The sequence below is a fragment of the Dactylosporangium sp. NPDC050688 genome, assembly GCF_040654515.1.
GTDB lineage: Bacteria > Actinomycetota > Actinomycetes > Mycobacteriales > Micromonosporaceae > Dactylosporangium.
This window is the reverse complement of sequence record NZ_JBFAIC010000012.1, coordinates 139431-165407: the sequence shown is the minus strand read 5'-3', so window position 1 is coordinate 165407 and position 25977 is coordinate 139431. Positions and strand designations below refer to the sequence as shown.

The window sequence follows — 25977 nt, the reverse complement described above, 5'->3', positions numbered from 1 at the left end:
GGTGGAGCTCAGGCCGGCGCCGGAGCGCAGCGGAGGTGACGGCATGAGCGGGCCGCAGCGCAGCGGAGGGCCGCGAATCAGCAGCTCAGGGTGGAGCTCAGGCCGGCGCCGGAGCGCAGCGGAGGTGACGGCATGAGCGGCACCTGCTCGCCGGCACCGGCCGCCGCCGCGCCGGCGCTCACCGAACTGCTGGCGCAGGTCGACGAGGCCGGAGCGCATCGCGACGGGTTCCCGGCCGGGTTCGTGCGGCAGATCGCCGCGACCGGCCTGCCCGGCGGGATGATCGCGGCCCGCCACGGCGGGGCCGGGCTCGGCCATGCGGCCTTCGGCGAGGTCAACCGCACCGTGGCCGAGGTGTCGCCCGCGCTGCAGAGCCTGTTCACCGTGCACGGCATGGTCAGCCGGGCCGTCACCCGGTGGGGCGACGCCGCGCTGCGCCAGGAGTTGCTGCCGATGCTCGCCGCCGGCCGGTGCGTCGCGGCGTTCGCGCTGACCGAGCCGGGCGCCGGCAGCGACATCCGCCGCATCAGCACGTCGGCCCGGCCGACGCCGGGCGGGTGGGTGCTCGACGGACGCAAGACCTGGGTCACGTTCGGTCAGGTCGCCGACGTGTTCCTCGTCTTCGCGGTGGCCGACGGCCGGGATCTGGCGCTGGTGGTACGGCGCGACGACCCGGGCGTCGAGGTGCGGGCGGCCGCGCCGGCCAGCGGGTTCCGTGCGTCCCGCCTCGCCGAGCTGCGACTGACGCAGTGCGCGGTGGACCGCGGCCGGCTGCTCGGCCGGCCCGGGACCGCCCTGACGCACATCGCCACCGACGCGCTGACTCTGGGCCGGTTGTGCGTCGCCTACGGAGCCTGGGGGCTGGCCCGCACCGCGCTGTCGGCCGCGCTGCGCCGGTCCGTGACCCGCCACCAGTTCGACGGCCCGCTGCACGGGCTGCAGCTGGTACGCGGACTGCTCGCCGACGCCGGACTGGCCGTCGAGGCAGCCGGCCTGCTGTGCCGGCGCGCCGGCGACGCCCTGGACCGGGGCGACGAGTGGGCCGTCGGCCACGTCCTGGCGGCGAAGCTCGCGGCCAGCCGCGCCGCGTCGACCGCGGCGGCGGCCGCCGCGCAGCTGCACGGCGCCGACGGCCTCGTCGAGGGCGGCGCCGTCGACCGGCACCTGCACGACGCGCGGGTGATGGAGCTCATCGAAGGCAACACCCAACTGCTGCAGCACATGGTCGCCGAACAGCTCCTGGCGCGCTTCCGCGACCGTGCCGCCGTACCGCCCCCGGAAGGAGGAGCCGATGCCCGCTGAACCCGCCGACCGGGTCAAGTGCGTCGTGTGGGACCTCGACGACACGCTGTGGCTCGGGACGCTGTCCGAAGGATCCGCCGGGCCGCTGCGGCCGCAGGTCCGCCACATCCTCACCACCCTGGACCAGCGGGGGGTGCTGCACTCGATCGCGAGCAAGAACGATCCGGACCGGGCCATCGCCCGGCTGCGGCAGCTCGGCGTCGAGGAGTTCTTCCTGCACCCGCAGATCTCCTGGCTGCCCAAGTCCGAGCTGGTGCGCGCGGTCGCCACCGAGCTCAACATCGGCCTGGACACGCTGCTGTTCATCGACGACTCGCCGTTCGAACGCGCGGAGGTCGCCCACGCCCACCCGCAGGTGCGCTGCGTCGACGCCGCCGCGCTCGACGACCTGCTCACCCGCCCCGAGCTCGACGCCGTCGTCACGCCCGAGGCCGGCCGCCGCCGCGAACTGTACCGGCAGGCGGAGGTCCGGCGCCGCTACGAGGACGACTTCCGCGGCCCGCGCTCGGACTTCCTCGCCTCGCTCGGCCTGCGGCTGACCATCGCGCCCGCCGTGCCCGAGGACCTGCTGCGCGCCGCCGAGCTGACCGAACGCACCCACCAGCTCAACACCACCGGGCTGGTGTTCTCCGCGGCCGACCTCGCGGCCGTCCTGCCCGATCCTGGCCAGACGCTGCTCGTGATCGGCCTCGAGGACCGGTTCGGCTCGTACGGCACCGTCGGCCTGGTGCTGCTCGCCCGCGATCGCGACGAGTGGCGTATCCGGCTGCTGCTCATGTCGTGCCGGGTGATGGGCCGCAACGTCGGCGGGGTGGTGCTGGCCTGGCTGGCGCAGCAGTGCGACGCCGCCGGGGTCCAGCTCACCGCCGACTTCCTGCCGAACGAGGTGAACCGGCCGATGTACGTCGTCTACCGGCTGGCCGGGTTCGCCGACGACGGCGACGACAGCGCCGACGGCGGGGTCCGCCGGCTGCGGCTCGGTGCCGGCGCGAGCCGGGCCGTCCCGCAGTACGTACACCTCGTCGCCGCCGACGTGCTACCGGCGCGAGCCGGCTGATCCAGCCGCCGCGCCCGGCCGCGGCGGCGCAACCTCCAGCCGCCGCGCTCGGCCGCGGCGGCGCAACCTCCACAGTGAAAAGGACGGGAACGAAGACGTGGAAGCTTTCGCCGAACACTGGGCCCGAGACTTCAAGGTGCACTACGACGACCGCGAACTGTCCGGCATCTCCTGGGTCACCACGGCGGTGAGCCCGCCGCTGGCCCAGCTGGTCATCGACGCCGGCATCCCCCGGGGCGCACGGGTCGTGGACCTCGGCTGCGGGCCCGGCGTGCAGGCCGTTTTCCTCGCCCGGCACGGCATGCGGGTGACCGGCGTCGACCGGTCGCCCGTCGCGCTGGCCAAGGCCCGCCAGCTGGCCGGGTTCTACGGCAGCGAGGTGACCTTCGTGGAGGGCGACATCCTGGCCGTACCGCTGCCGGACGACTGCGCGGACGTCGTGCACGACTCCTTCGTCTACCACAACGTGCGGCCGGACGCCCGTGCCGCCTACGCGGCGGAGACGGCCCGCCTGGCCAGGCCCGGCGGGCTGCTCGTCATGGTGGGGTTCTCCGACCGGATGAGCAGCGGGACCGGGCCCCTGCGCCTGACCTCCGACGACATCCTCGAGCCGCTGCTGCCGTACTTCCGTGTGGAGGAACTGCGGCGGTTCCGGAACCTGCCGACCGAGAAGCGCCCGGACCAGTGGCACTGGCTCGGCGTCTTCACCCGCCGGTGAGCGCCACGGATGCACCGGCGGCCCCGGCCCGGCAGCGCTTCGCCGGTCGCCACGTCGTGGTCACCGGCGGCGGGCGCGGCATCGGCCGGGCGGTCGCGCTGGCGTTCGCCCGCGAGGGCGCCCGGCTCACGATCGCCAGCCGCACAGCTGTCCAGCTGCACCAGGTCGCCGGCGAGGTCCAGGCCGGCGGCTCGCCCCGGCCGCTGTGCGTGCCGCTCGACATCTCCCGGGCCGAGCAGGTGCGGGCCGGCGTGGATGAGATCGTCCGCCGCAACGGCCCCGTCGACGTGCTGGTCAACTGCGCCGGCGTGTTTGCGATGGGCCCGTCGGAGTCGATCGACGAGGCCGAGCTGCGCACCGTGCTCGACACCAACACCGTCGGGACGATGCTCATGTGTCAGGCGGTGGGCCGCTCGATGCTCGACCGCGGCAGCGGCCGCATCGTGAACTTCGCGTCGCTGCTGTCGTTCACCGCGTTCCCGGGCCGCGCCGCCTACGCCGCGAGCAAGGGCGCCGTCCTGCAACTGACCCGGGTGCTGGGCGTGGAGTGGGCCGGGCGCGGCGTGACCGTCAACGCCGTGGCCCCCGGCATGATCCAGATCGAGACACCACACCCGGCGCTCGCCGAGGGCGACCTGCGCGGCAACGAGTTCCTACGCCGGATCCCGATCGGCCGGCGGGGGCGCCCGGACGACATCACCGGCCCGGTGCTGTTCCTCGCCTCGGACGAGGCGGCCTACGTCACCGGGCAGACCCTCGTCGTCGACGGCGGCTGGCTCAGCTACGGCTACCTGTGACCGGCGGGCGCCGGACCCGGCACACCCGACAGCGCCGGACCCAGGAGCCGGACCGTACGACAAAGGAGAGCAACGTGACCGGATTCCAGCACGCGATCATCGGCTGCGGCCGGGTGGCGCCCAACCACGTCGACGGGTTCGCCCGCGTGCCCGGCTGGTCGGTCGCGGCCGCGTGCGACCGGGAGGCGCACGTGACCGCGTTCGCCGCCGAGCACGGCATCCCCCGCACCGCCCGGGACCCGCAGGAGCTGTTCGCCGACCCCGGCGTGACGAGCGTGTCGATCGCGGTGGACCACGCCCAGCACGGCCCGCTCGTCGAACGGGCGCTGCGGGCCGGCAAGCACGTCCTCGTGGAGAAGCCGATCTGCCTGGACCCAGCCGAGGCCAGACGGCTCACCGCACTCGCCGCACAGCACGGGCTGGTGCTCGCCGTCGTGGCCCAGCACCGCTACGACCCGCTGGTCCTGGCGGTGCGGCGGTGGGTCGCCGACGGTGAGCTCGGCCGGCTCGTCTTCGGCGCGGTGCAGCTCAAGGCCCGGCGCCCGGCGGACTACTACACCGGCAGCTACTGGCGCGGCACCGTGGCGGGCGAGGGCGGCTCGGCGCTGGTCAACCAGGGCTACCACGCCCTCGACGCCATCCACTGGATCTGCGGCGACGTCACCGTGGCCGGCGCGCTCGCGGGCCGGCGGGTGCTCGGCGACGTCATCGAGACCGAGGACACGCTCAGCGGGCTGCTGTCCGCCGGCGGAACCCCGGTGACCCTCAACGTGACCGTCGGCAGCAGCGAGGAGTGGCGCAGCCGCATCGAGCTGGTCGGCGACCTCGGCTGGATCGTGTTCGACCTGGATCATCCCGGCCGGGTGCACGACTGGGGCGGCAGCGCCCGGCTCGACAGTCTGGCCGGTGCGGAACGCGACCGCAGCCTCGCCGAGGAGCCGCCCGGACCGGCGTACTACGGCACCTCCCACCGCCGGTTGATCGCCGACTTCTGCCGGAGCGTCGCAACGGGAGAGCCGATGCTGTCCGCGGCCGGCGACGCGGTGGCCACGCTCGACACGATCGTCGAGTTGTACGAGCGGGCACAGGCCGGCAGCGCACCCGCCCCGGACTGACCGCGGCACCGCCGGCCCGTCCACTGTGGACAACGGTGGGCGGGCCGGCCCGGTACGCATCCGATTTGTGCCCCTGTGCTGTTGCGGCATGGCAGCTAATCCCCGCCGGCAACCCCTCGCCCGCACGCACCGCGCGGTCCTAGCCTCGGGTTGCGCCGCATCCGACCGATACGCCGCACCACACCGCGTGGCACGCCAGCCGGCGGCCGTGCTGAGCGAAAGGTGGCCGATGAGCAAGCCGAAGGCAGTGGTCCTCCTCAGCGGAGGGCTGGATTCCACCACGGTGCTGGCGATCGCCCGCGCCGAAGGTCATGACCCGTATGCGCTGAGCTTCCGGTACGGTCAGCGCCACACCGTCGAGCTCGACGCCGCGGCGCGGGTGGCCGCCGCGGCCGGTGTCAGCGCGCACGTCGTGGCCGACATCGACCTGCGGGCCTTCGGGGGCTCCGCGCTGACCGACGACTCGATCGCGGTCCCGCACCACGACAGCGCGGACGACGTCGCCGCGGACATTCCGGTGACCTACGTCCCGGCCCGCAACACCATCTTCCTGTCGTTCGCGCTGGCCTGGGCCGAGACGCTCGGCGCCGCCGACGTGTTCATCGGCGTCAACGCGCTCGACTACAGCGGCTACCCGGACTGCCGGCCGGAGTACATCGCGGCCTACGAACGGATGGCCAACCTCGCCACCCGGGCCGGTGTCGAGGGCACCACCCGGTTGCGCATCCACACCCCGCTGATCGACCTCACCAAGGCGCAGATCATCGAGCGGGGCTTGTCCCTCGGCGTCGACTACGGCCTGACCCACAGCTGCTACGACCCGGTCGCCGAGCGAGCGTGCGGCAGCTGCGACTCGTGCCTGCTGCGGGCCCGGGGCTTCGCCGAAGTGGGGGTCACCGATCCCGCGCTGCGACCGGTCGGCTGACGGTGTACCGGATCAAGGAGATCTTCTACACCCTGCAGGGTGAGGGCAGCCAGGCCGGCCGGCCGTCGGTGTTCTGCCGCTTCACCAGCTGCAACCTGTGGACCGGCCGGGAACGGGACCGGCACCGGTCCGTGTGCCGGTTCTGCGACACCGACTTCACCGGCACCGACGGGCCCGGTGGTGGCCGGTTCGCCACCGCCGACGAGCTCGCCGCCGCCGTCGACCGGGCGTGGCAGGGCGCGGATCATCCACGCGCCCGCCGCAACGTGGTCTGCACCGGCGGCGAACCACTGCTGCAGCTGGACTCCACGGCCGTCGCCGCCCTGCACGAGCGGGGCTTCGACGTCGCCGTCGAGACCAACGGGACCCGGCCCGCACCGGGCGGCGTCGACTGGCTGTGCGTGAGCCCCAAGGGCACCGCGGAGCTCGTAATCACCAGCGGCGATGATCTCAAGCTCGTCTATCCGCAGCCGGACGCGCCGCCGGAACGGTTCGAACATCTGGATTTCAAGCGGTTCATGCTGCAGCCGATGGACGGCCCGGACCGCGAGGCGAACACGGCCGCCGCCGTCGCCTACTGCCTCACCCACCCGCAGTGGCAGCTGAGCCTGCAGACCCACAAGTACCTAGGGATCGCATAGTGGAGATCTACCGCGAGTTCACCTTCGAGGCCGCACACCGGCTCCCCCGGGTGCCGGAGGGGCACAAGTGCGGCCGCCTGCACGGCCACTCCTACCGGCTCGAGGTCCACGTCCAGGGCGACGTCGACCCCGACACCGGCTGGCTCATGGACTTCGCCGACATCAAGGCCGCCGTCGCGCCGGTCGTCGCCGAGCTCGACCACCGGTACCTCAACGAGTTACCCGGCCTGGAGAACCCGACCAGTGAGAACCTGGCGCGCTGGACCTGGCACCGGCTCGCCGCCGAACTGCCGCTGTCCGCCGTCGTGGTGCGCGAGACGTGCACCTCGGCCTGCACGTACCGGGGGCAGGCATGACACTCGTCGACGTCCAGGCACTGCCGGACACCCGCGGGGTCGCACTCGACTCCGTCGGCGTGGAGGGCCTGCACTACCCGGTGCTCGTCTGCGACGGGCAGGGCGCCAAGCGCGAGACCGTGGCGGTCATGCGGATGGCCGTCGACGTCGCCCGCGACGTCAAGGGCGCGCACCTGAGCCGTTTCGTCGAGGTCCTGCACGACTGGCGGGAGCAGCTCAGTGCCGCCGGCGTCGCCGGCGTCGCGGACGACCTGCGCCGGCGGATGGGCAGCGACCGCGCCGAGGTCGACGCGTCCTTCGTCTACTTCCTGGAACGGCGGGCCCCGGTGTCCGGTGCGGTGTCCTTCATGGACTACCGCTGCGGGGTCGCCGCCACGGCCGGGCCGGACGGCAGCACCGTGCGGTTGCGCGCCGAGGTGCCGGTCACCAGCGTGTGCCCGTGCAGCAAGGCGATCAGCGACCGCGGCGCACACAATCAGCGCGGCCGGGTGACCATCGAGGTGCAGCTGCGTGACACCGGCGGCGGCCTGTGGTTCGACGAGCTCGTCGACATCGCCGAGCGGTCCGCGTCGTCGCCGCTGTACGCCCTGCTGAAGCGTCCCGACGAGCGGCACGTCACGATGGCCGCCTACGACAACGCGGTCTTCGTCGAGGACATGGCCCGCAACGTCGTCGTCGCGCTGCGGGACGACCCGCGCGTGGTCGCCGGCGCCGTCGGTGTCGTCAACGACGAGAGCATCCACAACCACGCCGCGTACGCCAAGGTCTCCTGGCGGGGGCCGGCCGGCGCGGCGACGGCGCCCTGACGGATGGCGACGAGGCCGATGTCCGACGTTGCGGCCGGCGGCGGGTTCGATCTGACCTGCCCGCCGCCGGCGCCCCCGCCGGGTGGCCCGCACCCGCTGACCACGCTGACGGAGCAGCTCGTCGGGCACCTGGCCCGGCACGGGTTCGCCTGGCACGACTCGAGCCAGCTCGAGGACCTCCGGCACAGCTTCGACCTGCTCGGCGTGCCGGACGACGCGCCCCTGCGCACGCCCCGGCACACGTTCTTCATCGGTGACGGCAGGCTGCTGCGCAGCCACACCACCGCCTCGGCCCTGCGACGGCTGCGGGAACACCACGAACCGGCCCGGTTCGTGGTGACCGGGGCCTGCTACCGCAACACCGTGCCCAGCGTGCGGCAGCTCACCCAGTTCCACTCGGTCGAGGCGGTCGCCACCGGGCCGCAGGTGCGCCTCAGCGATCTCAAGGGCCTGATCGAGAGCCTCGCGGAAGAGGTACTCGACTGGGCGGGCCCGCCCCGGCTGCGGTACCACCGGGCCGTGCCGTACGTGGTGCCCGGCCTCGCCGTCGAGCTCGACTGCCGCCTGTGCCGGGGCGACGGCTGCGACTTCTGCTTCGGCACCGCCCGGGTCGAGATCGGCTCCGGTGGGCTGCTCACCCGCGAGGTGCTGCGCAGCGTCGGGGTCGACGACCGTTTCCACGGTGTCGCGCTGTCGATCTCGCTGGAGCGGGTGCTGGCGCTGCGCCACCGCATCGGCGACGTGCGCTGGTTCCTCCGCAACGACCTGCGCGTGCTCGACCAACTGTCCTGACGCACCCGACCGATCCGCCGCACCGGGAGACAGCCGCTCATGATCCGCGCCGAGGCGTTGACCAAGGAGTTCCGACAACACGACGTCAAGCCGGGCCTGCTCGGCGGGCTCGGCGCGCTGTTCCGGCGGGAGCACCGCCTGGTCCGTGCCGTCGACGGGGTGACGTTCACCGTGCCGGCCGGCGCCAAGGTCGCGTACATCGGGCCGAACGGCTCGGGCAAGTCGACCACCATCAAGATGCTGACCGGCGTCGTCACCCCGACCTCCGGGCGCTGCACCGTCGGCGGCCTCGAACCGTACCGGCACCGCCGCCGCAACGCCCGCCGGATCGGGGTCGTCTTCGGCCAGCGCAGCCAGCTGTGGTGGGACCTGTCGGTGCCGGACGCGTTGCGCATCCTGCAGCGCATCTACGAGGTGCCGGACCCGGTGTACCGGCGCAACCTGGCCCTGTTCCGCGAGCTGCTCGACCTCGACGCGCTCGGCACGACCCGGGTCGGCGAGCTGAGCCTGGGGCAGCGCATGCGCGCCGAGATCGCGGCCAGCCTGCTGCACGACCCGGCCGTCGTGTTCTGGGACGAGCCGACGATCGGGCTTGACCTGGCGTTCAAGCGGGCGGTCCACGAACTGCTGAACCGGGCGAACCGGGAACTGGGCACGACCGTGCTGCTCACCAGCCACGACCTCAACGACATCGCCGCCATCTGCGACTCCACGGTGATACTCAGCGGCGGCAGGGTGGTCCACGAGGGCAGTCTGCGGGCGCTGCTGGACCGGGCGGCACACCGGTACACCATCTTCGGCCACGCCGGGACGCTCGGCACCGCGGAGACCATCCGGACGGTCGAGGAGGCGCTGCCCGGCGTAACCGCGACCGCCGCCGACGAGGGCAGGATCAGGCTGCGGTACGACGTGGCACGCTGGTCGTCGCGCGAGGTGCTGGCCACGCTGCTGACCCGCTTCGAGGTCACCGACTGCTACGCCCCCGAGCCGGACCTGCAGGACGTGCTCGGCGAACTGTACGCCGGCGGCACCCCGGACGACGCCCGCGCGGTGCGCACATGACCGGAGCGGTGCGAGGGCACATGGCCGGTTCAGTGGTGCGGTACCTCGCCTTCGTCGGCGTGGGCTTCCAGAGCGTGCTGCGCTACCGCGCCAGCTTCTTCGTCAGCGTGGCCACCACCGCGACGACGACCGCCGTCGTGGTGTTCCTGTGGCGGGCCGTGTACCAGCACCCGTCGCACCCCGCGCCCGGCGGGTTCACCCTGCCGACGATCACCACCTACCTGCTGGTGGCGCAGCTGCTGATCCGGCTGCACGACAACCGGGTGGACAGCGAGTTCGCCAACGACATCATGACCGGCAACATCGCCGTGGCGCTGGCGCGCCCGGCCCGCTACCCGCTCATGCGCTTCTGCCTGGCGGTCCCGGTGATCGTCGCCGACCTGCTGCTGGTCGCCCTGCCGGTGCTCGCGCTGTTCGCCTGGCTGTTCCCGTTGCGGTGGCCGGGCGCCGCCGACCTGGCGCTGTTCGCCGTCGCGGCGGCCTGCTCCGTCGTGCTGGCCTTCGCGGTGAACCTCATCACCGGCATGCACGCGATCGTCACCACCAACACCTGGGGGGTCACGCTGCTCAAGACCACCGTGGTGGGGCTGTTCTCCGGCGGCCTCGTGCCCACCGACGCGATGCCGGCACCGCTGGCCCACGCGGCGGCGCTGCTGCCGTTCCGCAGCATGATCGACACTCCGGTGCGGCTGTTCCTGGGCCGCTACGACACCACGGCCGACGCGCTGCGCCTGCTGGCGCACCAGGCGCTGTGGACCGCCGGGACGGTACTGCTGTGCGCGCTGCTGTGGCGCCGGCTGGTCGTCAGGATCGGGGTGCTGCGCGGATGAACCGAGCCGCCACCGCACCGGCCACGCTGCACGGCCTGCTCTACTACGCCGGCCTCACCTGGTTCCTGTGCCGGGTCAGCCTGCGCCGCCTCGTCACGTACCGGGCGGACTTCCTGCTCGGCGCGATCGGCTTCGTCGTGCGCACCGGCGTCCAGTGCCTGCTGATCGGGATCGTCTTCAACTGGGTGCCGACGCTGGACGGCTGGACCAGGGACGAGGTGCTGTTCCTGTTCGGCTTCGCGTTGCTGCCGCGCGGGCTGGACCGGCTGTTCACCGACTGGTTGTGGTTCGTGGCCGGCCGCCTGGTCTACACGGGAGAGTTCGACCGGTATTTGGTACGTCCGCTGCGGCCGCTGTACTCGATCGTGGCCGAACGGTTTCTGTGGCCCGACGGAGCCGCGGAGCTCATCGTCGGGATCAGCCTCGTCGGCTACGCCGGGCACCGGCTGGACGTGCCGCTGTGGTCGGCCGGCACGCTGGTGGTGGCGCCGCTGTGCGTGCTGTGCGGCGCGCTGATCTACGCCTCGGTGAAACTGCTGTGCGCGTCGCTGGCGTTCTGGGTGCTGATCAGCCATCCCACGATGCACGCGGCCAACCAGGTCGCCGAGTTCGCCGGGTTCCCGGTGGGCCTCTACCCGGCACCGTTCCAGTGGGTGCTGACCTGGGTGCTGCCCTTCGCCTTCACCGCGACCGTGCCGGTGGCATACCTGCTGTCCGGCGAGCCCGGGCAACTCGTCTGGTTGCCCGTGGTCACCGCCGGGGCCGTCGCGGTCGCTCTCGCCGCCTGGACGCGCGGCCTGGCCGCCTACCGGTCGACCGGCAACTGAACAAGCGCATCCCCCTCGTCACGGAAAGGCCCGTCAGCGTTGAAGAAGCTTCTCCCGGTGCAGATGCCGCTCGCCTACGCCTACCAGTTCTACGCCTATCCGCTGACCATCCTGGCCAACCATGCCAAGGCGAGCGACTGGGTGCTCAGCCACTACGTCAACGTGGTGTACGAGCACTCGTGGAAGACCGCGCCCGTGCCGTTCGCCTTCTACACCTACGACTACTCGCAGAGTCCCTGGCTGGAGACCCTGCGGCTGAACCGTGAGTGGTGCACGTCGACGCCGGGCCGGACCATCGACGACTACGTCCGCGAGGCGATCGACCGGGACTTCTACGTCTACCTGACGCTGAACTTCAGGTACATCCCCGACCGGATCGCCTACGACCGGGCCCAGGACTACCCGCACGACATCATGATCTACGGCGTCGACGACCAGGACGGCACCTACAGCGTCCTGGGCTTCGACCACGAGATCATGTACCGCTCCACCCGGCTGCCGCAGGACGACCTGCTGACCGCGTACACCAGCATGGGCAGCGACCCGTACTACGACGTGCCGTTCACCATGTACCGCTACAACGACCGGGGCGAGTACACCTTCGACCTGCGCTTCGTCGCCGACAGCATCGAGGAGTACCTCGAGTCCCACAACTGCTCGGCCCACTTTCAGTCACTGCGCGATCCCTGGTGGGACCGGGCCTACGGGATGGCCACCTACGACGTGCTCCAGTCCTACCTCGACGAGTACCACGCGGGCTCGGTGGAGTACGACATCCGCAACCTCCAGGTGCTGTGGGAGCACAAGCGGATGATGGTCGCGCGGCTCGCCCGCTGCGCTGAACTGGTGCCGCCGGTCGGTGACCTCGTCGATCCGTACAAGCAGGTCGAGCGCCAGGCCTGGACGCTGCGCACCCTCATGCTGGCCCATGCCGCCGGGCACAAGGCCGGCGACTTCATGACCGAGGCCAAGCCGCTGCTGGACGGCATCCGCGCCACGGAGCAGCGGTTGCTGGGCCGGTTCGTGGCGTGCCTGGACGAGGCTTCGCCGACGGCCGGCCGGCGCCGGCCATGACGGCGTTGTTCATCACCCAGGAGTACGCGCCGCTGTTCGCCGAGGGCGGCCTGGGACTGACCAGCGCGGCCCTGCCCGCCGCCCTGCACCGCCGGCACGGCCTGCGCCACGACCTCGTGCTGCCCTACTACCCGTGGCTGGTCCGCCGGCACTCGCTGCGCACCCAGGAGGTCTGCCGGCTGCCGGAGCGGCTGGTCGCCGGGGTCCGCTCCGCCGCCACCGTACACCGGCTGCTGCCCGGCGGCGACGCCGCAGATGTGTACCTGGTGCGGGCGGACGCCTGGTACGAGCGGGACGGCATCTACCGGGACGCGGCCTACGGCCCGTTCGCGGACGAGGCCGAACGGGCGGCGTTCTTCGGCTGGTGCGTCGCGGACTGGCTGGCCGCCGGCGGTCCCGGGTACGACCTCGTGCACGGCAACGACTGGCAGTCGGGCGCGGCGATGGCGCACCTGCGCGAACGGTTCCCGCGGCTGCCGCAGCTGCTCACCATCCACAACGCCGAGTACGAGGGTGTGCTCCGGGCCGACCCCGCCGACCTGGGCCTGCCGCCACGGCAGGTCCACCGGCTCGTGATGGCCGCGCCGCGACGGCCGAACCTGCTGCTCGCCGGGGCGCTGGCCGCCGACGCGACGCTCACCTGCAGCCAGACCTACGCCGCCGAGCTGCTGGCCCGCCCACCCGCCGACGCGCTGGGCGCCGCACTGCGCGCCTCGGGGCTTTCCGGCGTGATCTTCGGCGTCGACGAGCGGCTGTGGGACCCGGCGGCGACCGGCCGCGCGACAGTGCCGTACGACGCCGACAGCGCCGAGGAGGGCAAGCGCCGCAACAAGCTCCTGCTGCGGCAGCGGCTGTCGCTGGCCGGTGACGCGGACGTGCCGGTGATCGGTGTCTGCTCACGCCTCGTCCCCGAGAAAGGGACCGACCTGCTGATCGCCGCGCTCAGCCCGGCCGTGCGGGCCGGCCGCGTCAGGTTGGTGCTGGTCGGCCCGGCCGCCGCACCGCTCGACGAGGAGCTGCGCCGGCTCGGCCGCTCCGCCGCCGGGTACCTGGCGCACGTGCCGCAGTTCGACCAGGACGTCGCGTGGCTCACCTACGCCGGGGCGGACCTCACCGTCATGCCGTCGCTGTTCGAACCCGGTGGCCTCAACCAGCTCATCGCCTACCGCTACGGCACCGTGCCGGTGGTCCGCCCGGTCGGCGGGCTCCGGGACACGGTGGTGGACCTCCGGCACGACCCGGAGCACGGCACCGGCTTCCACATCCCGGAGCACACCTCCGCCTCGGTCCGGCAGACCGTCGACGCGGCGCTCGAGTGGCTGGCCACCGGCCCGGCGGCGACGGTGCGCCGCCGGGTCATGCGCTCGTCCTGGTCGTGGGACACGGCCGCCGACCGGTACGCCGCCGTGTACCGCCGCCTCCTGCCGCCCGGCGGCGGTCACCGGCGCGGGGTTCAGAGCAGCCCCGACGCGCGGGCCAGCACGCCGGCCTGGAAGCGGCTCGTGGCCCCGATCGAGTCCATGACGTCGGAGATGTGACGCCGGCAGGTGCGCACGGAGATACCCAGCCGGCGCGCCACGACCTCGTCCTTGGCGCCGGTGGCCAGCAGCCGCAGGATCGCCCGCTTGACGTCGTCCGGGACGCAGTGCGGCTGCGGGTCGGCGGGCTCGAACAGCATCGCGCGGTGCCAGGTGCTGTCGAACAGGTCCGCGAGCATCGCCACCAGCAGCGGCTGGCGGACCACCACGGCGGCACCGTGCGGCAGCCCGGCCGCCGGGGCCGCCGGGTCGGGCCCGCCCTCCGCCGTGACCAGCACGGCGGTCCGGCGGTCGAAGGTGAGCAGCCCCAGCGGCAGCTCGTCCACCGTGCCGACCGCCGCCCCGGCACCGGTCAGCGTCTCCATGACCACGGCGGTCGGCAGGTGGTACCGGACGGCGTGCCGGTGGACCACCCGGACCCGCACACCGCGCGCGCAGGCGTCGGCGTACCGGCGCGCGGGAAGGTGCGTCGCGTCGGGCACCAGCACCGACACGCTCGCCACGGACTGCGACAGTTCGTCGTCGAGCAGGTCGGCGAGCGCGGCCTCGTCGGAGACGACCTCCAGCGCCTGACCGTACCTGGAGTGCAGCGACTGCTCGTGGACCGGCACCAGCCGCTGCAACTGGTTGCGCAGCCGGGCCGCGTGCGCGGCGCGGTGCCGGGCCTCGGCTTCGATCGGCGTGACCAGACGGGCCATCGCGACGTGCGGTGACACCGCGGTCCAGCCGCAGTCCTGATCCTGGCTGGGTTCGATGACCCGCAGCGCCGCCAGGCTGCGGCGCACGGCGTCGAGCTCCTCCATCGGCGCACCCGTCGCGGCGTGCAGACTGTCGACGTCCCAGTCACCGGTCTCCACGAGCTGGCGGTACGCGGCCACTGTCAGGTCGTCCAGATTGCCGGCGTTCCCCTCAACGCGGTTCATCGCGATTATCTCCTTGTACCACGATCAGTCGGATTCACGACGGTTCCGGCCAATCCCTGCCGTCGATGCGGCGCACCGGTCAGCGGGGCGGCGGACCCGAGTACGAACAGCCTGGCCATCACGCGAATTGACGTCCTGAGTAGCCGGTACTCAATCGGATCGGCCGGCGACCGTCATCCGGCTAGGAAGTGGACAAGCTGGTGTATACCCGGAGGCCGACGCTCCCGGTGCTGGTCGGCGCCCGTGCGGATGCCCATCCGGCGCACCCGGCCCGGCACCGCGGCGTCGACTGAGTACCAGGAGGAGCGAGCTTGGGCACGACTGACGGCGAACCGACAGCGCGCGACCAGTGGCTGGTGGGCCGGTCCGCCGAACTTGCCGCGATCGCCCGTGCGCTGTCCTCCACCGCCACCTCGGGGGTCCTGCTGGCGGGCGAGGCCGGTGTGGGCAAGAGCCGGCTGCTCAGTGCCGCCCTCGACAACGTCGAGCGCGGCGGTGCCCGGGTCGTGCACATCACCGCCACGTCGTCCTGGCAGGACGTGCCGCTCGGCGCCGTCCCCGAGTTCGCCCCGCCGGCCGACGCCGGTCTCACCGAGACGCTGCGTCTGGCGAAGCAGCAGCTCGCCGCGGTCTCCCCGGCGGGTCCGGTGCTGGTCGGCGTGGACAACGCGAACTGGCTCGACGACGCCACGGCCGCCCTGCTCGAGCGACTGCTCGCCGACGGCACGGTCAAGGTCCTGGCGACCGTCCGGGACAACGTGGTCAACGCGCCGGCCGTCGCGCAGCTGCGCCGTGCCGGCGCGCTGGAGCGCATCGACGTGGGCGCACTCGACCGGGCCGGCCACGACGCCCTCGTGACCGCCGTGCTCGGCGGCCCGGTCAGCGGGTTGGCCCTCGACACGTTCTGGCGGATCACGCTGGGCAATCCCCTGTTCGTCCGGGAGACCCTGCGCGCCGCCATGACCGACGCCACCCTCGTGTGTCAGGACGGCGTCTGGAACTGGCGGCCCGGCCGCCGTTCCACCCGCCGGCTGTACGAGACGGTCGAGGTCTCCGTCGGCGTCCTGACCGACGACGAGGCCGCCGCGCTCGCCTTCGTGGCGTTCGCGGAGCCGCTGTCACCGGCCGTGCTGGACCGGCTGGTCGCCGCGCCGGTGGCCGAGCGGCTGGAGGAGTTCGGCCTCATCCGGCTGGTGCAGCGCGACGCCGACGTGCTCGTGCGGCTCGGCCACCCGCTGTTCGGCGAGGCGGTCCGCGCCCGCACGAAGCCGCTGCGCCGCCGGCGGCTGCTCCGGCAACTCGTCGAGGCCATGCAGCCGGACGACATGTCGGTCGAGGACCGCATCCGGCTCATGTCCTGGCGTTGCGAGGCGGGCCTGCCGGTCGACCCCGACGCGGTCCTCGCCGCGGCCGACGCCGCGCTGGTCCGGGGCGGTGCGTCCCTGGCTGATCGGCTGGCCCGCAGCGTCCCCGGGCCGGCGGGCGCGTGGCACACGGCGCGGGCACAGGTCGCGCTGGGCCGGCCGCACGACGCCGAACCGCTGCTGGCGGCCGCGTACGCGGGGCTCGACGACCCGGTCACCCGGGCGCGGGCGGCGGCACTGCGCGCCCTGAACCTGTTCTGGGGGCTCCGGCAGCCGGACGTGGCGCTGGCCGTGCTCGACGAGGCGCACCGGCAGCTGCCGGAGAGCGTCCACGGTGAGATGCTGGTCGCCGAGGCCGGCATCGCGGTCTTCTACGGCTCCGACATCAACGCCGCCGCCACCGTCGCCGCCGCGCTGCAGCAACCGCCGCAGGACCCTTTTCTTGCCGTCGCGCTGAGCCCGTTGCTGCCGCACGTGCTGGTCTACGTGGGAGCCCCCGCGCAGGCGGCGGCGGAGCTCGCCAACGAGGCGTCGCTGCAGCCGACCTGGCCGACGATGCGGGCCGCCACCCAGGCATGCCATATCCACGCACTGGTGATGTGCGGCCGGCTGGACGAGGCCGCGGTCCTTGCCGAGCGGTACTACCGGGACGCCGTGGCCCACCGGGACCAGGACGGTGTGGGCCTGCTGGCGATGATGATGGGCATCTGCGCCGGCGACAGCGGCCGGGTCGTCGAGGCCGCCCGGTGGACCAGTGAGGCGCTGGCGGTCACCGACGCCCGGACGCTCTTCCCGATCCGGGCCAACATCCTCAGCATGGAGGCGTGGTGGGCCGCCCATCGCGGCCAGGCAGCGGACGCCGGGAAGGCGATCGCGGCCGTGGAGGACCTGCTGCCGGTGGACAGCCGCAGCGGCGACTACGCCCAGCTCGCGAAGGCCCTGGTGCTGGCGGGCACCAGCCAGCTGTCCGCGGCGGTGGACCACCTGCGCGAACTCGCGGGAAGGTTCACCAGCACCGGCATCGTCTCCTCCGCCATGGAGGCCCTGCACCTGTGGTCGCGGATCGAGCCGTCGGCCGAGGTGGCCGCCGAGATCAGGAACGTGGCAGGCATGTCCGACAGCCCGCTGTTCACCTGGTACGCCGACTACGCCGACGCCCTGGCCGACGCCGATCCCGGCCGGCTGGAAGCGATCAGCCTCTCCTGGGAGCACCGCCGGTATCTCGTGCTCGCCCTGGAGGCTGCGGTACGGGCGCGGCTCGCCTGCCCGGAGGCGGACCAGCGCACGGCGACGCGGCTGACGCGGCGGATCGCCGAGCTGCGGGACCGCTGCGAGGGCCACCGGCCGGGGTGGCTGGCGGAACCGGCGCCCGCCGCCGGCCTCACCCGCCGGGAGCGCGAGGTCTGCGCCCTGGCCGCGGCCGGCCTGAGCAACAACGAGATCTCCAACCGGCTGGTGCTGTCCGTCCGCACGGTGGAGAACCACCTGCAGCGCGCCTACGAGAAGCTCGGCATCCGGCAGCGCAGCCAGCTCGCCCAGGTCCTGCGCGACTGACCGCCGGCCCTGCGCCGGGCAGCACCTCAACCGTCAGAAGGACCGGGGCTGGCGCGCTGGGGCGTCACGAGCCCGCTCTCGTACGCGATCACGACGGCCTGGGCACGGCTGGACAGGTTGAGCTTGGCCATGCTGCGGTTCAGATGGGTCTTGACCGTCGCCTCACTCACCGACAGGTGCTTGCCGATCTCGGCGTTCGTCATGCCACGAGCCACCAGCCGCAGCACGTCGAGCTCCCGTGCGGTGAGCTCGCGCAGGTCGAGGGGGATGTCGACCACGGGTCGCTGGTGGTACGCGTACGCCTCGACGAGCCGGCGCGTCACGGTCGGGGCGAAGAGCATCTCGCCCGCGGCCACGGTGTGGATGGCGGCGAGCAGCCGCTCCGGGGGGCTCTCCTTGAGCAGGAACCCGCTCGCACCGGCGCGGAGCGCCGCGTACACGTACTGGTCGACGTCGAATGTGGTCAGGATGAGCACGGCGCAGCGGACTTCACGCAGGATCTGTTCGGTCGCGCTGATCCCGTCGAGGCCGGGCATCCTGATGTCCATCAGCACCACGTCGGGCCGGGTGCCTGCCGCGAGTGCGACAGCCTCGACGCCGTCGGCGGCCTGACCCACCACTTCCAGTTCGGGTGCGGCGGCGATGAGCGCGGCCAGGCCGGCCCGGATCAGCACCTGGTCGTCGACGATCAACACCCGGGTCATCGAAACCTCCAGTTGTGGCGCCACCCGTCCAGGCCGCCCACAGTACCGTCCGCGTGACGAAGTGGTCCTGTCCGGCGCTTCGTCGCCTCGTGGTGCTGGCGCTACGCTGCGCCGATGCGTCTTGCGTCAATCCGAGGATTCCCGCGGACCCATCCACTGGTCGTCGACACGGCCATCGCGGTCACACTGGCGGCTGCGGGTTGCCTGGCAGGCCATCAGTACCATCCCGAGGACTCGGTCGGGTTCGACCTGCTGGCCTACGTGTTGACCTGCGTGATCAGCCTGCCGCTGGCGCTGCGGCGACGCTTCCCCGTGGCGGTGCTCCTGGTGTCCAACGCGGCGTTCATCTGGTACATCGCAGCCGGCTACCAGCCGTCGTTGAACTTCTGGAGCCCGGTCATCGCACTGTTCTTCGTGTCCGCGTCACGGACGGGCAGCGCGGTGGTCCTCGGCTGGGTGGTCACGGGCGCGGCCGTGCTGCACAACGGGGTCGTTGCCGAACTGCCCCTCCCGCTCGCCGTGATCCAGGCGCTCATCGCACCGCTCGCGGCGGTCCTCGTCGGGACCCAGACGCGTCGCCTGGCCGAACGCAACGCCATGCTGGCCGCGATGACCGCACGCCTGCACGTCGAGCAGAAGGAACGGGCGCGTCAGGCCGTGGTCGAGGAGCGGGTACGGATCGCGCGTGAGCTGCACGACGTGATCGCGCATCACATGTCAGTGATCTCCATCCAGAGCGGGCTGGCCCGGTACGTGCTGACCAGCGACCCGGACACCGCGCACGCCGCGCTGAACACGGTGTCGGACACCAGCCGGGAGGCGCTGGCCGAGATGCGCCGGATGCTCGCCCTGCTGCGCATCGACCCGGACGAGCCGTCACGTCCCGACGATCCCGGCCTGTCCACCATCCGTCCGGCGCCGGGGCTGGGCCGCCTGGAGGTCCTGGCCGACCGGGTACGCGCGGCGGGGGTGCCGGTCGATGTCGTCGTCGCCGGCAGGCAACGGCCGCTGGCGCCGGGAGCGGATCTGTGCGCCTATCGCGTCATCCAGGAAGGGCTGACCAATGTGCTCGCACACGCGGCACCGGCCCGGGCCACCATCTCACTCACGTACGGCGAGTCCGAACTGACGGTACGGATCACCGACGACGGCCGCCGGGCGCGCCCGCCGCAGCAGGCGCCTCGGGAACGGGTGGGACTCGGACTGTCCGGCATGCGCGAACGGGCCTGGCTCTACGGCGGGACACTGACCGCCGGCCATCGCGCTGAGGGCGGGTTCGAAGTCGTGCTCACCCTTCCCACCACGACGCTTGTGTCCGAGACGACGACCGCGCCGGGCGGCGTCGCCGCGTAAGCTGGCGACGACGTTGGCGATCCCTCACCTCGGTGGAGCTATGTCCCAGACGCTGACCGTTTCGCAGCACACCATGGGTGCGTTCCCCACGATCTCCGACGCGATCGAGGTTGCCGCTGACGGTGCGGTGATCTCGATCGCGCCGGGCGTCTATCCGGAGGCGTTGCGTCTGGACGGTCGCCGGGTGAGCCTGGTCGCGGCGGGCGAGAACGGTTCGGTCACAGTGGACGCCGGGCAGACGGGACGCAGCGCGCTTCGCTGTGCCGGTGGCGACGTCTCGTTGCGCGGGCTCGTCCTCATCTCCGGCGACTACCCCGCCGTTCACGCACTCGGCACCAGGCTGGCAGTGGAGGGCTGCCAGCTGCGGGTGGGCTACGCCGCGGGGCTTGCCGCACTCCGTGGCACCCACCTGACGGCGCGGGACGTCAAGGTGGCCGGCGGACAGCACGGATTCGTCATCGAGGAATCCTCCGGGCTGCTGGACCGGTGCGCGGTCCAGGACGTGACCGGCGACGGCATCATCGTGCGGCTCGCGGCGGATCCGACCATCCGCGACACTGCCGTCATCCGGTGCGGGCAGCGCGGCATCTACGTCTACCAGGCGAGCCAGCCGACCATCACCCGATGCGAGATCTCCACCACCGCACTGGCCGGTGTTCACATCACCGAACACAGCGCGCCGGAGGTGACCAACTGCTGGGTCCACGACACGCAGGGCCCGGGTATACAGGTCGGGGCCGGTTGCCGCGGCACGGTCGCCGACTGCCGGATCGAGCACACCGCGGGCCCGCCCGTGGTCGTCGACCCGGGCGCCACTGCGACCGTGCACAACTCCCCCGCCGGCGGTCCGGATCGGCGGGCCAGCGTCATCACGCCGGGCGCGACGGCTGGGCACGGTGCGCCGACCGTGGATGTCCTGCTCGCCGAGCTCGACTCGATGATCGGCCTGGCCGGGGTGAAGGCCCAGGTCCGCGGACTCATCGACGAGATCCAGGTGAACGAGTGGCGGCGGGGAGCGGGTCTCGCGGTCGGCGCGGTCGGCAATCACCTCATCTTCGCCGGGTCCCCGGGCACCGGGAAGACCACGGTGGCAAGGGTGTACGGCCAGCTGTTGCGGGCACTGGGCGTGCTGCCCAACGGCAAGTTCAAAGAGGTCTCGCGGCGCGACCTGGTCGGGCAGTACATCGGACACACCGCCGAGAAGGCGACCGCGGTCTTCGAGGACGCCCTGGGCGGGGTGCTGTTCATCGACGAGGCCTACACGCTCACCCGTTCCGGCGGCTCGGCCGACTTCGGCCAGGAGGCGGTCGACACGTTGGTGAAGCTCATGGAGGACCACCGCAACGAGATCGCGGTCATCGTGGCCGGCTACACCTCGGAGATGCAGGACTTCCTCAACGCCAACTCGGGCCTCGCGTCCCGGTTCACCAAGTCCCTCGAGTTCGAGGACTACACCGCCGCGGAGCTCGTGCTCATCATCGAACGCATCGCCCGCATCGACGACTACCAGTTCGAGCCCGGGCTCGACGGGGCGCTGCTCGAATGGTTCGCGCAGGCGGAGCGGGACCGCAGTTTCGGCAACGCGCGCGAGGCACGGAAGCTGCTGGAGAGCATGCGCAAGGCCCAGGCCGGGCGCCTGCGGGCGAGCGGCCGCATGCCCGACCGGGACGACCTGCGCACCCTCGTCCTGGATGACTTGTTGAGCGCGACCGGTCAGCTTCCGCGCAGCGTCGGCCGCGGTTCTTCGCGGTAGCCGGTCTCCTCCTCCCGGCCGACGACACCGCCACCCGGGGTGGGCACCTCCCACCGTCCGGTGCCGGCTCCGGTGCTCCCGTCCTCGCTCCGGTCGGCAGGAGCAGCCCGCCGCTGCAGGTGCCGGGCGGTCAGTTCGGGCGGGGTGACGGGCTGTCGCCGTGGTCCAACCGCCGGCGCGGTACCGGTGCTGGGCTGTCCCGCGGCGTGGACGATCGAGCCGGCGTCGTCGCCATGGGCCGCCGATGCCGGGCGGTCGAGCACCGGCGTGGTCGCATCGGCCTGGGCCGTCGTGATACCCAGCCAGTCGGACGCGGCGTTCCGGCCGTCCCGCGACCGGGTCTCATAGGCCCCCGGACCCGGGCGTGAGCCGGATCGGGAGACGCCTGGTGGGGCCGGGCGACGAGCGGCCGGAGCGGCCAGGACCGGCGGAGCGGACGCGGCGAGGCCGGGCACGGCCGGCGTGGCGCTGGGCGGCGGTGCCCCCCGGTCAGCCAGGTGCCGGGCCGGCCGGGCAAGCACCCCCGGCGTACTCGGCATCGGTGGCGCGAACGGTGTGCCGACGCCGTTCGTGACCGGTCGCGGCAGGGCTCCGGGCGTGTCGTCGCGCGGTTGCCCGTTCGGCGGCGGCAAGGCCATCGGGGTCGCCGGACCCGTCGCGCCCGCCGCTGTCCGGCTCTGGCCGGCGCCCAGCACGCCATTGGCCGGCAGGCCGGGCGCCGGCCGCGGAACACCGGCACCCGCACCGGCGGCGCGTTCTGGCAGGCCGGTGGGCACCACGGACGACGCCGCGAGTGCCGGCGGCAACCCGATGGTCCGCAGTGCCGGCGGGGCGTACGGCACGGCCGGCACCGGCGCGACACCGGGCGGGGCGGGCATTGGTGGAGTCCGCGCCGGCGGTGGCACCGGCGCGGGCTGTGGCGTCTGCGCCGGTGCTGGCGCTCCCTGCGGCGGCGGTGCCGGCACTGCCCCACCCTGCGGCGGCGGTACCGGTATGCCCCCGCCCTGCGGCGGCTGCTCACCCTGCGGCGGTCGCTCGCCCTGCGGCGGTCGCTTGCCCGGTGGTGGCCGCTTGCCCGGTGGTGGCTTGCCCTGCGGGCCAGGCGGCGGTGCGCCGGGCTGGCCACCTGGCAGCGGCGGGTGACCGGGGGAGTTGAGCACCGCGTTCGGGGGAAAGAACGGCTGACCACGGCCGGCGGTCAGGGTGGGGTACACGTCGAGCATCTGGCCCGCGACCCGAGCTGCCAGCGCCTGCGCCCGCTTGGTGTAGCGCTGTCGCGCCCACAGGAGCTCCTGAGCCTGGGTCGGCGCACCGTAGCCCTTGGGGGCGATGTCGTACCACGGCGGGTTCAGGACGTTGTCGATCGCCTGCTCGTACTCCTGCCACAGCCGCTGCATGTCCGCGCGGGCGGTCGTGACGATCTGGGCCAGGGCGTTGGCCGCGGTGCTGTTGCTGTTCGCCGCGCGCATCCAGTCGTCGAGGTAGGTGAGCGTGCGACCCGGCCCGGTCCGCATGAACACCGGGCCTGCGGCGGACTCCTTCCACGTCTTCCGCAGCGTGTTGCTGCGCTCCAGCAGCCTGGTCCGGAACCCCTCGAGCGTGGTGTAGGTCTGGCTCCATTGCTGCGCGAGCGCGGTGAGCATCTCCGGATGCTGGTTCATGATCTTGTCGTAGATCATTTTGATGTCATCGCCGGTGGTGCCGTCACCCGCGGTCCGGGGCGTGAACTCACCGCCCACCTCGGGCACCGGGTTGTAGCTGGTGCCCTCCCCGTTGGGGCCACCGACCACGGGATCAAGGCCGCCACCCCAGTAGTCCTCGGCCACGGGTCAATTGCCCATCGGCTTGGCCGCGTCGGCGTACGGGTCGGTGGGCTTCGGTCCCGGTGTGTGTGCTTCGGTGTGGTACTGCCCGGTGACCTGGCCCTTTCCGTCCTTGTAGACGGTCGTCTTGTTGGTCCAGGTGCCGTCCGCGTTCCTGGTGTCGCTCTGCTCGCGGGTCTTCCTGCCCTCGTCGTCGTAGTCGGTACGCACCGAGCCGCCGTCCTGGTACCGCTCGACCGTCTGGCTGCTGGTGACGGGCTTCGCGCCCGGCTTCGCGCGCACTTCCGTCTCGGTGCGGGTCACGGTGCGGTCACCGGTCTGCGTCGTGGTGGTGCGGGAGACCGTGACGCTGCCGTTCGAGCTGGTGGTCGTGCGCACGATCGTTCCGGTGGCGGGATCGCGCCATTCGAGCATCGTTCGCCGTTCACCGGTGGCCGAGTTGGTCGAGACGTACTCGGTCACACCGTACGGTCCGGCGACGGGCGGAGCGCTGGTCCAGGTTCCGGTGTCGGCGGCGGGCGCGTCATCGGCGTTCTGCTGGTCCTCGTAGGTGGTGACGGGGAAGTTGGTCGGCAGCCCGGGTGGTCTGGCCGCCGTGGGATCGCCGAAGGCGAACCTCACCGCGTCGATCGACACCGCCGCTGAGCCGTCGGAGCCACCGTATGAGTCCGCGATGGTCTGCGCCGCGGACGCGATGTTGAACATCGCCTGGCCCAGGTTCACCAGGTAGACGCTCAGCTCGGTCGCGTTGTGCACCAGCGCGACCTGGGCGAGCGAAGCCTCGGTCAGCACCGGGCCGGTGAAGGCGCGCATGGGCAGCGCGCTCAGTGAGGTCATGCCGCCGGCCGCCCGGCTCATGACGTCCCTGGAGTCGTCACCGAGCTTCTTGGCGTAGTCGACCAGATCGTCGAGGTCCACCTCGACCTTGTCGCTGCCCGCCATGCTCACCTCGCTGTCGCGTCGCATGCCCCCGGTCGACGGTATGTCATGCAAAAACTACGGGCGTCGATCGCTGGACGGACTCCCCAGACGAACCCTGGTGGTACGGACAACCGGCTCTCCACCCATCGTGGTATGTGCCGCGGCCGTGGCCGACCGCGCCGGTATGACTGTGGCGAACAGCTCTGGCCGAGCGGCCTGCCAGCGGTTACGGTCGGCGAATCCACAGTGGGCGCGCGATCGTGTCGCCCGGGTCGGGCCCCTCGGCGGGGCGCGTTGAGGATTTGGAGCGACGTCATGGCTGGACTTCTGGCGAGCCCGGAGCAGATGGTGGCGCAAGCACAGCAATGCGATCGGATCAGTGAGGATCTCGTCGCACGCATGAAGACCCTCGTCGGGCAGATCGAAGGGCTCAGCGGCACCGGGCTGGCCGGCATGGCGGACAAGGCCCTCCAGGGTTCCTCGCAGCGTCTCCATCAAGGAATGCTGCAGATCACCCAGGCGCTCGGCGTACTCGCCGGCAAGATGCGAAACGCGGCGAGCGAGCTCTCCACCGACGACAGCGACGTCGCGCGAACCATCGACACGGCCGGCGACTTCGGCGGCACAGTGATCGCGTCCCTGCGCGGATAGCCGCCGTCGCGCACACCCGCAGCCCTCGAAGATTGGTGAGACAGCATGACCGGCCCACTGAAGTACCACTTCGGCGCGATCCACGACGTCGCCGCCGCGATCAAGTCGTTCGAGTCCCACATGGACACTTCGCTCGCCGGGCTCTACCGGCAGCTCACCACACTCTTCGCCGACGACTGGCAGGGTGCCTCGGGGCAGGCGTGTGATGAGGCCCGGCAGGCCTGGGACAAGGGGGCGAACGAGATCAAGCTCGCCCTCGGCATGGTCGGCAGCCGGCTCGCCGATGGTGCGACGAGGCTCCAGGACACCGACGCCAAGCTCGCCGCGGGCATGTAGCGGGCACCTTCACCATGGACGACATGCCGGACCGGCCGAACTGGAACGCGATGGGTGCGCTCGTCGCGGACCTGCGCAACGCCCTGACCGGCCTGACCGACGTCCAGCGGCAGATGATGGAACTCAGCGGCGAGGCGTGGTCAGACGACCGGTTGATCAGGGTGATGGTCGGTCCCCGCGGCCAGCTCGTGGAGCTGGACATCGACCCGCGCGTGTTCCGCAGCCCCAACGCCAAGGCACTGGCGACATCGATCCTGGGCGCGGCGGAACGCGCGGTCGCCGAGCTCAACGAACGGTCGCGCCGGATCGTGGACGACAGCATGCCGGCCGACCTGCGACTGACCCGGATCGGCGGCGACGACCTGGCCGACGTGATGTACCGAAGTGACGCCGAGCTGCGCAAGCGGCCCGGTTCACGGTGACGGGGAAGTGAGCTACGCGTGGGCACGTATGTGGAGATCGACAACGGTGGCGAGGTGATCGGTGCGGCCCACCGGCTGCGCGCGGAGGCAGAGGCGCTGAAGGCCCGGCTTTCCTGCAACCCCGTCATGGCCGCCCAGGCGACGGCCCTCGCGCCGGTGGATGACTACGCGGTGACGTTCAACGCGAACTACATGCCGTCGAGCGAGGCGACGCTCAGCAACGCGTCCCAGCTCGCCGACGTGGCGATGCGATCCGGCGACTACGCGGCGCGTTCGGTGCAGACCTTGATGGCCCAGGATGACGCGGCCGCCACCGGCGTCACCATCGTGTGA

At 72.3% G+C, this 25977-nt stretch carries 26 protein-coding genes; 22 read left to right on the top strand and 4 right to left on the bottom strand.

Annotated elements, in window-relative coordinates; all coding sequences use genetic code 11:
- The first annotated feature begins 132 nt into the window (after nucleotides 1-132).
- The 15 genes from AB0H83_RS14830 (at nucleotide 133) to AB0H83_RS14760 (ending at nucleotide 13840) form a co-directional block, all read left to right on the top strand.
- Nucleotides 133-1302 (top strand): acyl-CoA dehydrogenase family protein, encoded by a 1170-nt coding sequence (locus AB0H83_RS14830; RefSeq protein WP_360092662.1) that lies wholly within the window; start codon nucleotides 133-135, stop codon nucleotides 1300-1302.
- Nucleotides 1292-2359 carry an HAD-IIIC family phosphatase gene (locus tag AB0H83_RS14825; protein ID WP_360092659.1) on the top strand — a complete coding sequence of 356 codons (1068 nt, stop codon included), beginning with the start codon at nucleotides 1292-1294 and terminating at the stop codon, nucleotides 2357-2359. Before AB0H83_RS14830 ends, AB0H83_RS14825 begins: the two co-directional genes overlap by 11 nt.
- A 97-nt stretch (nucleotides 2360-2456) precedes the next feature.
- Complete coding sequence (locus AB0H83_RS14820; RefSeq protein WP_360092656.1) at nucleotides 2457-3077, top strand: class I SAM-dependent methyltransferase; 621 nt, start codon at nucleotides 2457-2459, stop codon at nucleotides 3075-3077.
- Entirely contained in the window at nucleotides 3074-3874 is an 801-nt protein-coding gene (locus tag AB0H83_RS14815; RefSeq protein WP_360092653.1) for an SDR family oxidoreductase, read from the top strand. The genes AB0H83_RS14820 and AB0H83_RS14815 overlap by 4 nt, the downstream gene beginning before the upstream one ends.
- A gap of 74 nt (nucleotides 3875-3948) precedes the next feature.
- Nucleotides 3949-4989, top strand: a complete 1041-nt coding sequence (locus tag AB0H83_RS14810) for a Gfo/Idh/MocA family oxidoreductase (protein ID WP_360092650.1) — start codon at nucleotides 3949-3951, stop codon at nucleotides 4987-4989.
- A gap of 229 nt (nucleotides 4990-5218) precedes the next feature.
- Nucleotides 5219-5914, top strand: coding sequence for a 7-cyano-7-deazaguanine synthase QueC (gene queC / locus AB0H83_RS14805; RefSeq protein ID WP_360092647.1), 696 nt, complete (start codon nucleotides 5219-5221; stop codon nucleotides 5912-5914).
- A gap of 2 nt (nucleotides 5915-5916) precedes the next feature.
- Nucleotides 5917-6555, top strand: coding sequence for a 7-carboxy-7-deazaguanine synthase (gene queE, locus AB0H83_RS14800; protein ID WP_360092644.1), 639 nt, complete (start codon nucleotides 5917-5919; stop codon nucleotides 6553-6555).
- Nucleotides 6555-6911 carry a 6-carboxytetrahydropterin synthase QueD gene (queD, locus tag AB0H83_RS14795; RefSeq protein ID WP_360092641.1) on the top strand — a complete coding sequence of 119 codons (357 nt, stop codon included), beginning with the start codon at nucleotides 6555-6557 and terminating at the stop codon, nucleotides 6909-6911. The genes queE and queD overlap by 1 nt, the downstream gene beginning before the upstream one ends.
- Nucleotides 6908-7717 (top strand): GTP cyclohydrolase FolE2, encoded by an 810-nt coding sequence (gene folE2 / locus AB0H83_RS14790; protein ID WP_360092638.1) that lies wholly within the window; start codon nucleotides 6908-6910, stop codon nucleotides 7715-7717. The genes queD and folE2 overlap by 4 nt, the downstream gene beginning before the upstream one ends.
- Before the next feature lie 18 nt (nucleotides 7718-7735).
- On the top strand, nucleotides 7736-8509 hold the full coding sequence (locus AB0H83_RS14785; protein WP_360092635.1) for a hypothetical protein: 774 nt from the start codon (nucleotides 7736-7738) through the stop codon (nucleotides 8507-8509).
- Nucleotides 8510-8548: 39 nt separating this feature from the next.
- A complete protein-coding gene (locus AB0H83_RS14780; RefSeq protein WP_360092632.1) occupies nucleotides 8549-9571 on the top strand; it encodes an ATP-binding cassette domain-containing protein in 1023 nt (340 codons plus the stop codon).
- A gap of 20 nt (nucleotides 9572-9591) precedes the next feature.
- Nucleotides 9592-10401, top strand: a complete 810-nt coding sequence (locus tag AB0H83_RS14775) for an ABC-2 family transporter protein (RefSeq protein WP_360092629.1) — start codon at nucleotides 9592-9594, stop codon at nucleotides 10399-10401.
- Nucleotides 10398-11228 carry an ABC-2 family transporter protein gene (locus tag AB0H83_RS14770; RefSeq protein ID WP_360092626.1) on the top strand — a complete coding sequence of 277 codons (831 nt, stop codon included), beginning with the start codon at nucleotides 10398-10400 and terminating at the stop codon, nucleotides 11226-11228. Before AB0H83_RS14775 ends, AB0H83_RS14770 begins: the two co-directional genes overlap by 4 nt.
- 39 nt (nucleotides 11229-11267) lie before the next feature.
- Nucleotides 11268-12302, top strand: a complete 1035-nt coding sequence (locus AB0H83_RS14765) for a hypothetical protein (RefSeq protein ID WP_360092623.1) — start codon at nucleotides 11268-11270, stop codon at nucleotides 12300-12302.
- Nucleotides 12257-13840 carry a glycogen/starch synthase gene (locus AB0H83_RS14760; RefSeq protein WP_360092620.1) on the top strand — a complete coding sequence of 528 codons (1584 nt, stop codon included), beginning with the start codon at nucleotides 12257-12259 and terminating at the stop codon, nucleotides 13838-13840. Before AB0H83_RS14765 ends, AB0H83_RS14760 begins: the two co-directional genes overlap by 46 nt.
- Here AB0H83_RS14760 and AB0H83_RS14755 read toward each other — a convergent pair.
- Complete coding sequence (locus AB0H83_RS14755) at nucleotides 13756-14763, bottom strand: LuxR C-terminal-related transcriptional regulator (protein WP_360092617.1); 1008 nt, start codon at nucleotides 14761-14763, stop codon at nucleotides 13756-13758. The genes AB0H83_RS14760 and AB0H83_RS14755 overlap by 85 nt on opposite strands.
- A 311-nt stretch (nucleotides 14764-15074) precedes the next feature.
- Here AB0H83_RS14755 and AB0H83_RS14750 point away from each other — a divergent pair, with 311 nt between their 5' ends.
- Nucleotides 15075-17681, top strand: coding sequence for a LuxR C-terminal-related transcriptional regulator (locus AB0H83_RS14750; protein WP_360092614.1), 2607 nt, complete (start codon nucleotides 15075-15077; stop codon nucleotides 17679-17681).
- A gap of 26 nt (nucleotides 17682-17707) precedes the next feature.
- Here the strand turns inward: AB0H83_RS14750 and AB0H83_RS14745 are convergent, their stop codons facing one another.
- On the bottom strand, nucleotides 17708-18385 hold the full coding sequence (locus AB0H83_RS14745; RefSeq protein ID WP_360092611.1) for a response regulator transcription factor: 678 nt from the start codon (nucleotides 18383-18385) through the stop codon (nucleotides 17708-17710).
- A gap of 114 nt (nucleotides 18386-18499) precedes the next feature.
- Here AB0H83_RS14745 and AB0H83_RS14740 point away from each other — a divergent pair, with 114 nt between their 5' ends.
- Nucleotides 18500-19738 (top strand): sensor histidine kinase, encoded by a 1239-nt coding sequence (locus AB0H83_RS14740; protein ID WP_360092608.1) that lies wholly within the window; start codon nucleotides 18500-18502, stop codon nucleotides 19736-19738.
- Between the two features lie 40 nt (nucleotides 19739-19778).
- Complete coding sequence (locus tag AB0H83_RS14735; RefSeq protein ID WP_360092605.1) at nucleotides 19779-21491, top strand: right-handed parallel beta-helix repeat-containing protein; 1713 nt, start codon at nucleotides 19779-19781, stop codon at nucleotides 21489-21491.
- Here the strand turns inward: AB0H83_RS14735 and AB0H83_RS14730 are convergent.
- Both AB0H83_RS14730 and AB0H83_RS14725 read right to left on the bottom strand, forming a co-directional pair.
- A complete protein-coding gene (locus AB0H83_RS14730; protein ID WP_360092602.1) occupies nucleotides 21452-23317 on the bottom strand; it encodes a hypothetical protein in 1866 nt (621 codons plus the stop codon). The genes AB0H83_RS14735 and AB0H83_RS14730 overlap by 40 nt on opposite strands.
- 3 nt (nucleotides 23318-23320) lie before the next feature.
- Nucleotides 23321-24280, bottom strand: coding sequence for a hypothetical protein (locus tag AB0H83_RS14725; protein WP_360092599.1), 960 nt, complete (start codon nucleotides 24278-24280; stop codon nucleotides 23321-23323).
- 270 nt (nucleotides 24281-24550) lie between these two features.
- Between AB0H83_RS14725 and AB0H83_RS14720 the strand changes: the two genes are divergently transcribed.
- The 4 genes from AB0H83_RS14720 to AB0H83_RS14705 are packed head-to-tail and all read left to right on the top strand — an operon-like array spanning nucleotide 24551 to nucleotide 25977.
- Complete coding sequence (locus tag AB0H83_RS14720; RefSeq protein ID WP_360092596.1) at nucleotides 24551-24886, top strand: WXG100 family type VII secretion target; 336 nt, start codon at nucleotides 24551-24553, stop codon at nucleotides 24884-24886.
- Between the two features lie 45 nt (nucleotides 24887-24931).
- Nucleotides 24932-25222, top strand: coding sequence for a WXG100 family type VII secretion target (locus AB0H83_RS14715; protein WP_360092593.1), 291 nt, complete (start codon nucleotides 24932-24934; stop codon nucleotides 25220-25222).
- 23 nt (nucleotides 25223-25245) lie between these two features.
- A complete protein-coding gene (locus tag AB0H83_RS14710) occupies nucleotides 25246-25644 on the top strand; it encodes a YbaB/EbfC family nucleoid-associated protein (RefSeq protein ID WP_360092590.1) in 399 nt (132 codons plus the stop codon).
- Between the two features lie 30 nt (nucleotides 25645-25674).
- Nucleotides 25675-25977, top strand: a complete 303-nt coding sequence (locus AB0H83_RS14705) for a hypothetical protein (RefSeq protein ID WP_360092587.1) — start codon at nucleotides 25675-25677, stop codon at nucleotides 25975-25977.

Bases quoted from the DNA above. Each gene is read 5' to 3' on its own strand.
- folE2 (WP_360092638.1), top strand. From the start codon at position 6,908: ATGACACTCGTCGACGTCCAGGCACTGCCGGACACCCGCGGGGTCGCA.
- AB0H83_RS14755 (WP_360092617.1), bottom strand. From the start codon at position 14,763: ATGAACCGCGTTGAGGGGAACGCCGGCAATCTGGACGACCTGACAGTG.
- AB0H83_RS14740 (WP_360092608.1), top strand. From the start codon at position 18,500: ATGCGTCTTGCGTCAATCCGAGGATTCCCGCGGACCCATCCACTGGTC.
- AB0H83_RS14775 (WP_360092629.1), top strand. From the start codon at position 9,592: ATGGCCGGTTCAGTGGTGCGGTACCTCGCCTTCGTCGGCGTGGGCTTC.
- AB0H83_RS14735 (WP_360092605.1), top strand. From the start codon at position 19,779: ATGTCCCAGACGCTGACCGTTTCGCAGCACACCATGGGTGCGTTCCCC.
- AB0H83_RS14770 (WP_360092626.1), top strand. From the start codon at position 10,398: ATGAACCGAGCCGCCACCGCACCGGCCACGCTGCACGGCCTGCTCTAC.
- AB0H83_RS14830 (WP_360092662.1), top strand. From the start codon at position 133: ATGAGCGGCACCTGCTCGCCGGCACCGGCCGCCGCCGCGCCGGCGCTC.
- AB0H83_RS14715 (WP_360092593.1), top strand. From the start codon at position 24,932: ATGACCGGCCCACTGAAGTACCACTTCGGCGCGATCCACGACGTCGCC.
- AB0H83_RS14785 (WP_360092635.1), top strand. From the start codon at position 7,736: ATGTCCGACGTTGCGGCCGGCGGCGGGTTCGATCTGACCTGCCCGCCG.
- AB0H83_RS14720 (WP_360092596.1), top strand. From the start codon at position 24,551: ATGGCTGGACTTCTGGCGAGCCCGGAGCAGATGGTGGCGCAAGCACAG.
- AB0H83_RS14780 (WP_360092632.1), top strand. From the start codon at position 8,549: ATGATCCGCGCCGAGGCGTTGACCAAGGAGTTCCGACAACACGACGTC.
- AB0H83_RS14710 (WP_360092590.1), top strand. From the start codon at position 25,246: ATGCCGGACCGGCCGAACTGGAACGCGATGGGTGCGCTCGTCGCGGAC.
- AB0H83_RS14745 (WP_360092611.1), bottom strand. From the start codon at position 18,385: ATGACCCGGGTGTTGATCGTCGACGACCAGGTGCTGATCCGGGCCGGC.
- AB0H83_RS14825 (WP_360092659.1), top strand. From the start codon at position 1,292: ATGCCCGCTGAACCCGCCGACCGGGTCAAGTGCGTCGTGTGGGACCTC.
- queC (WP_360092647.1), top strand. From the start codon at position 5,219: ATGAGCAAGCCGAAGGCAGTGGTCCTCCTCAGCGGAGGGCTGGATTCC.
- AB0H83_RS14725 (WP_360092599.1), bottom strand. From the start codon at position 24,280: ATGCGACGCGACAGCGAGGTGAGCATGGCGGGCAGCGACAAGGTCGAG.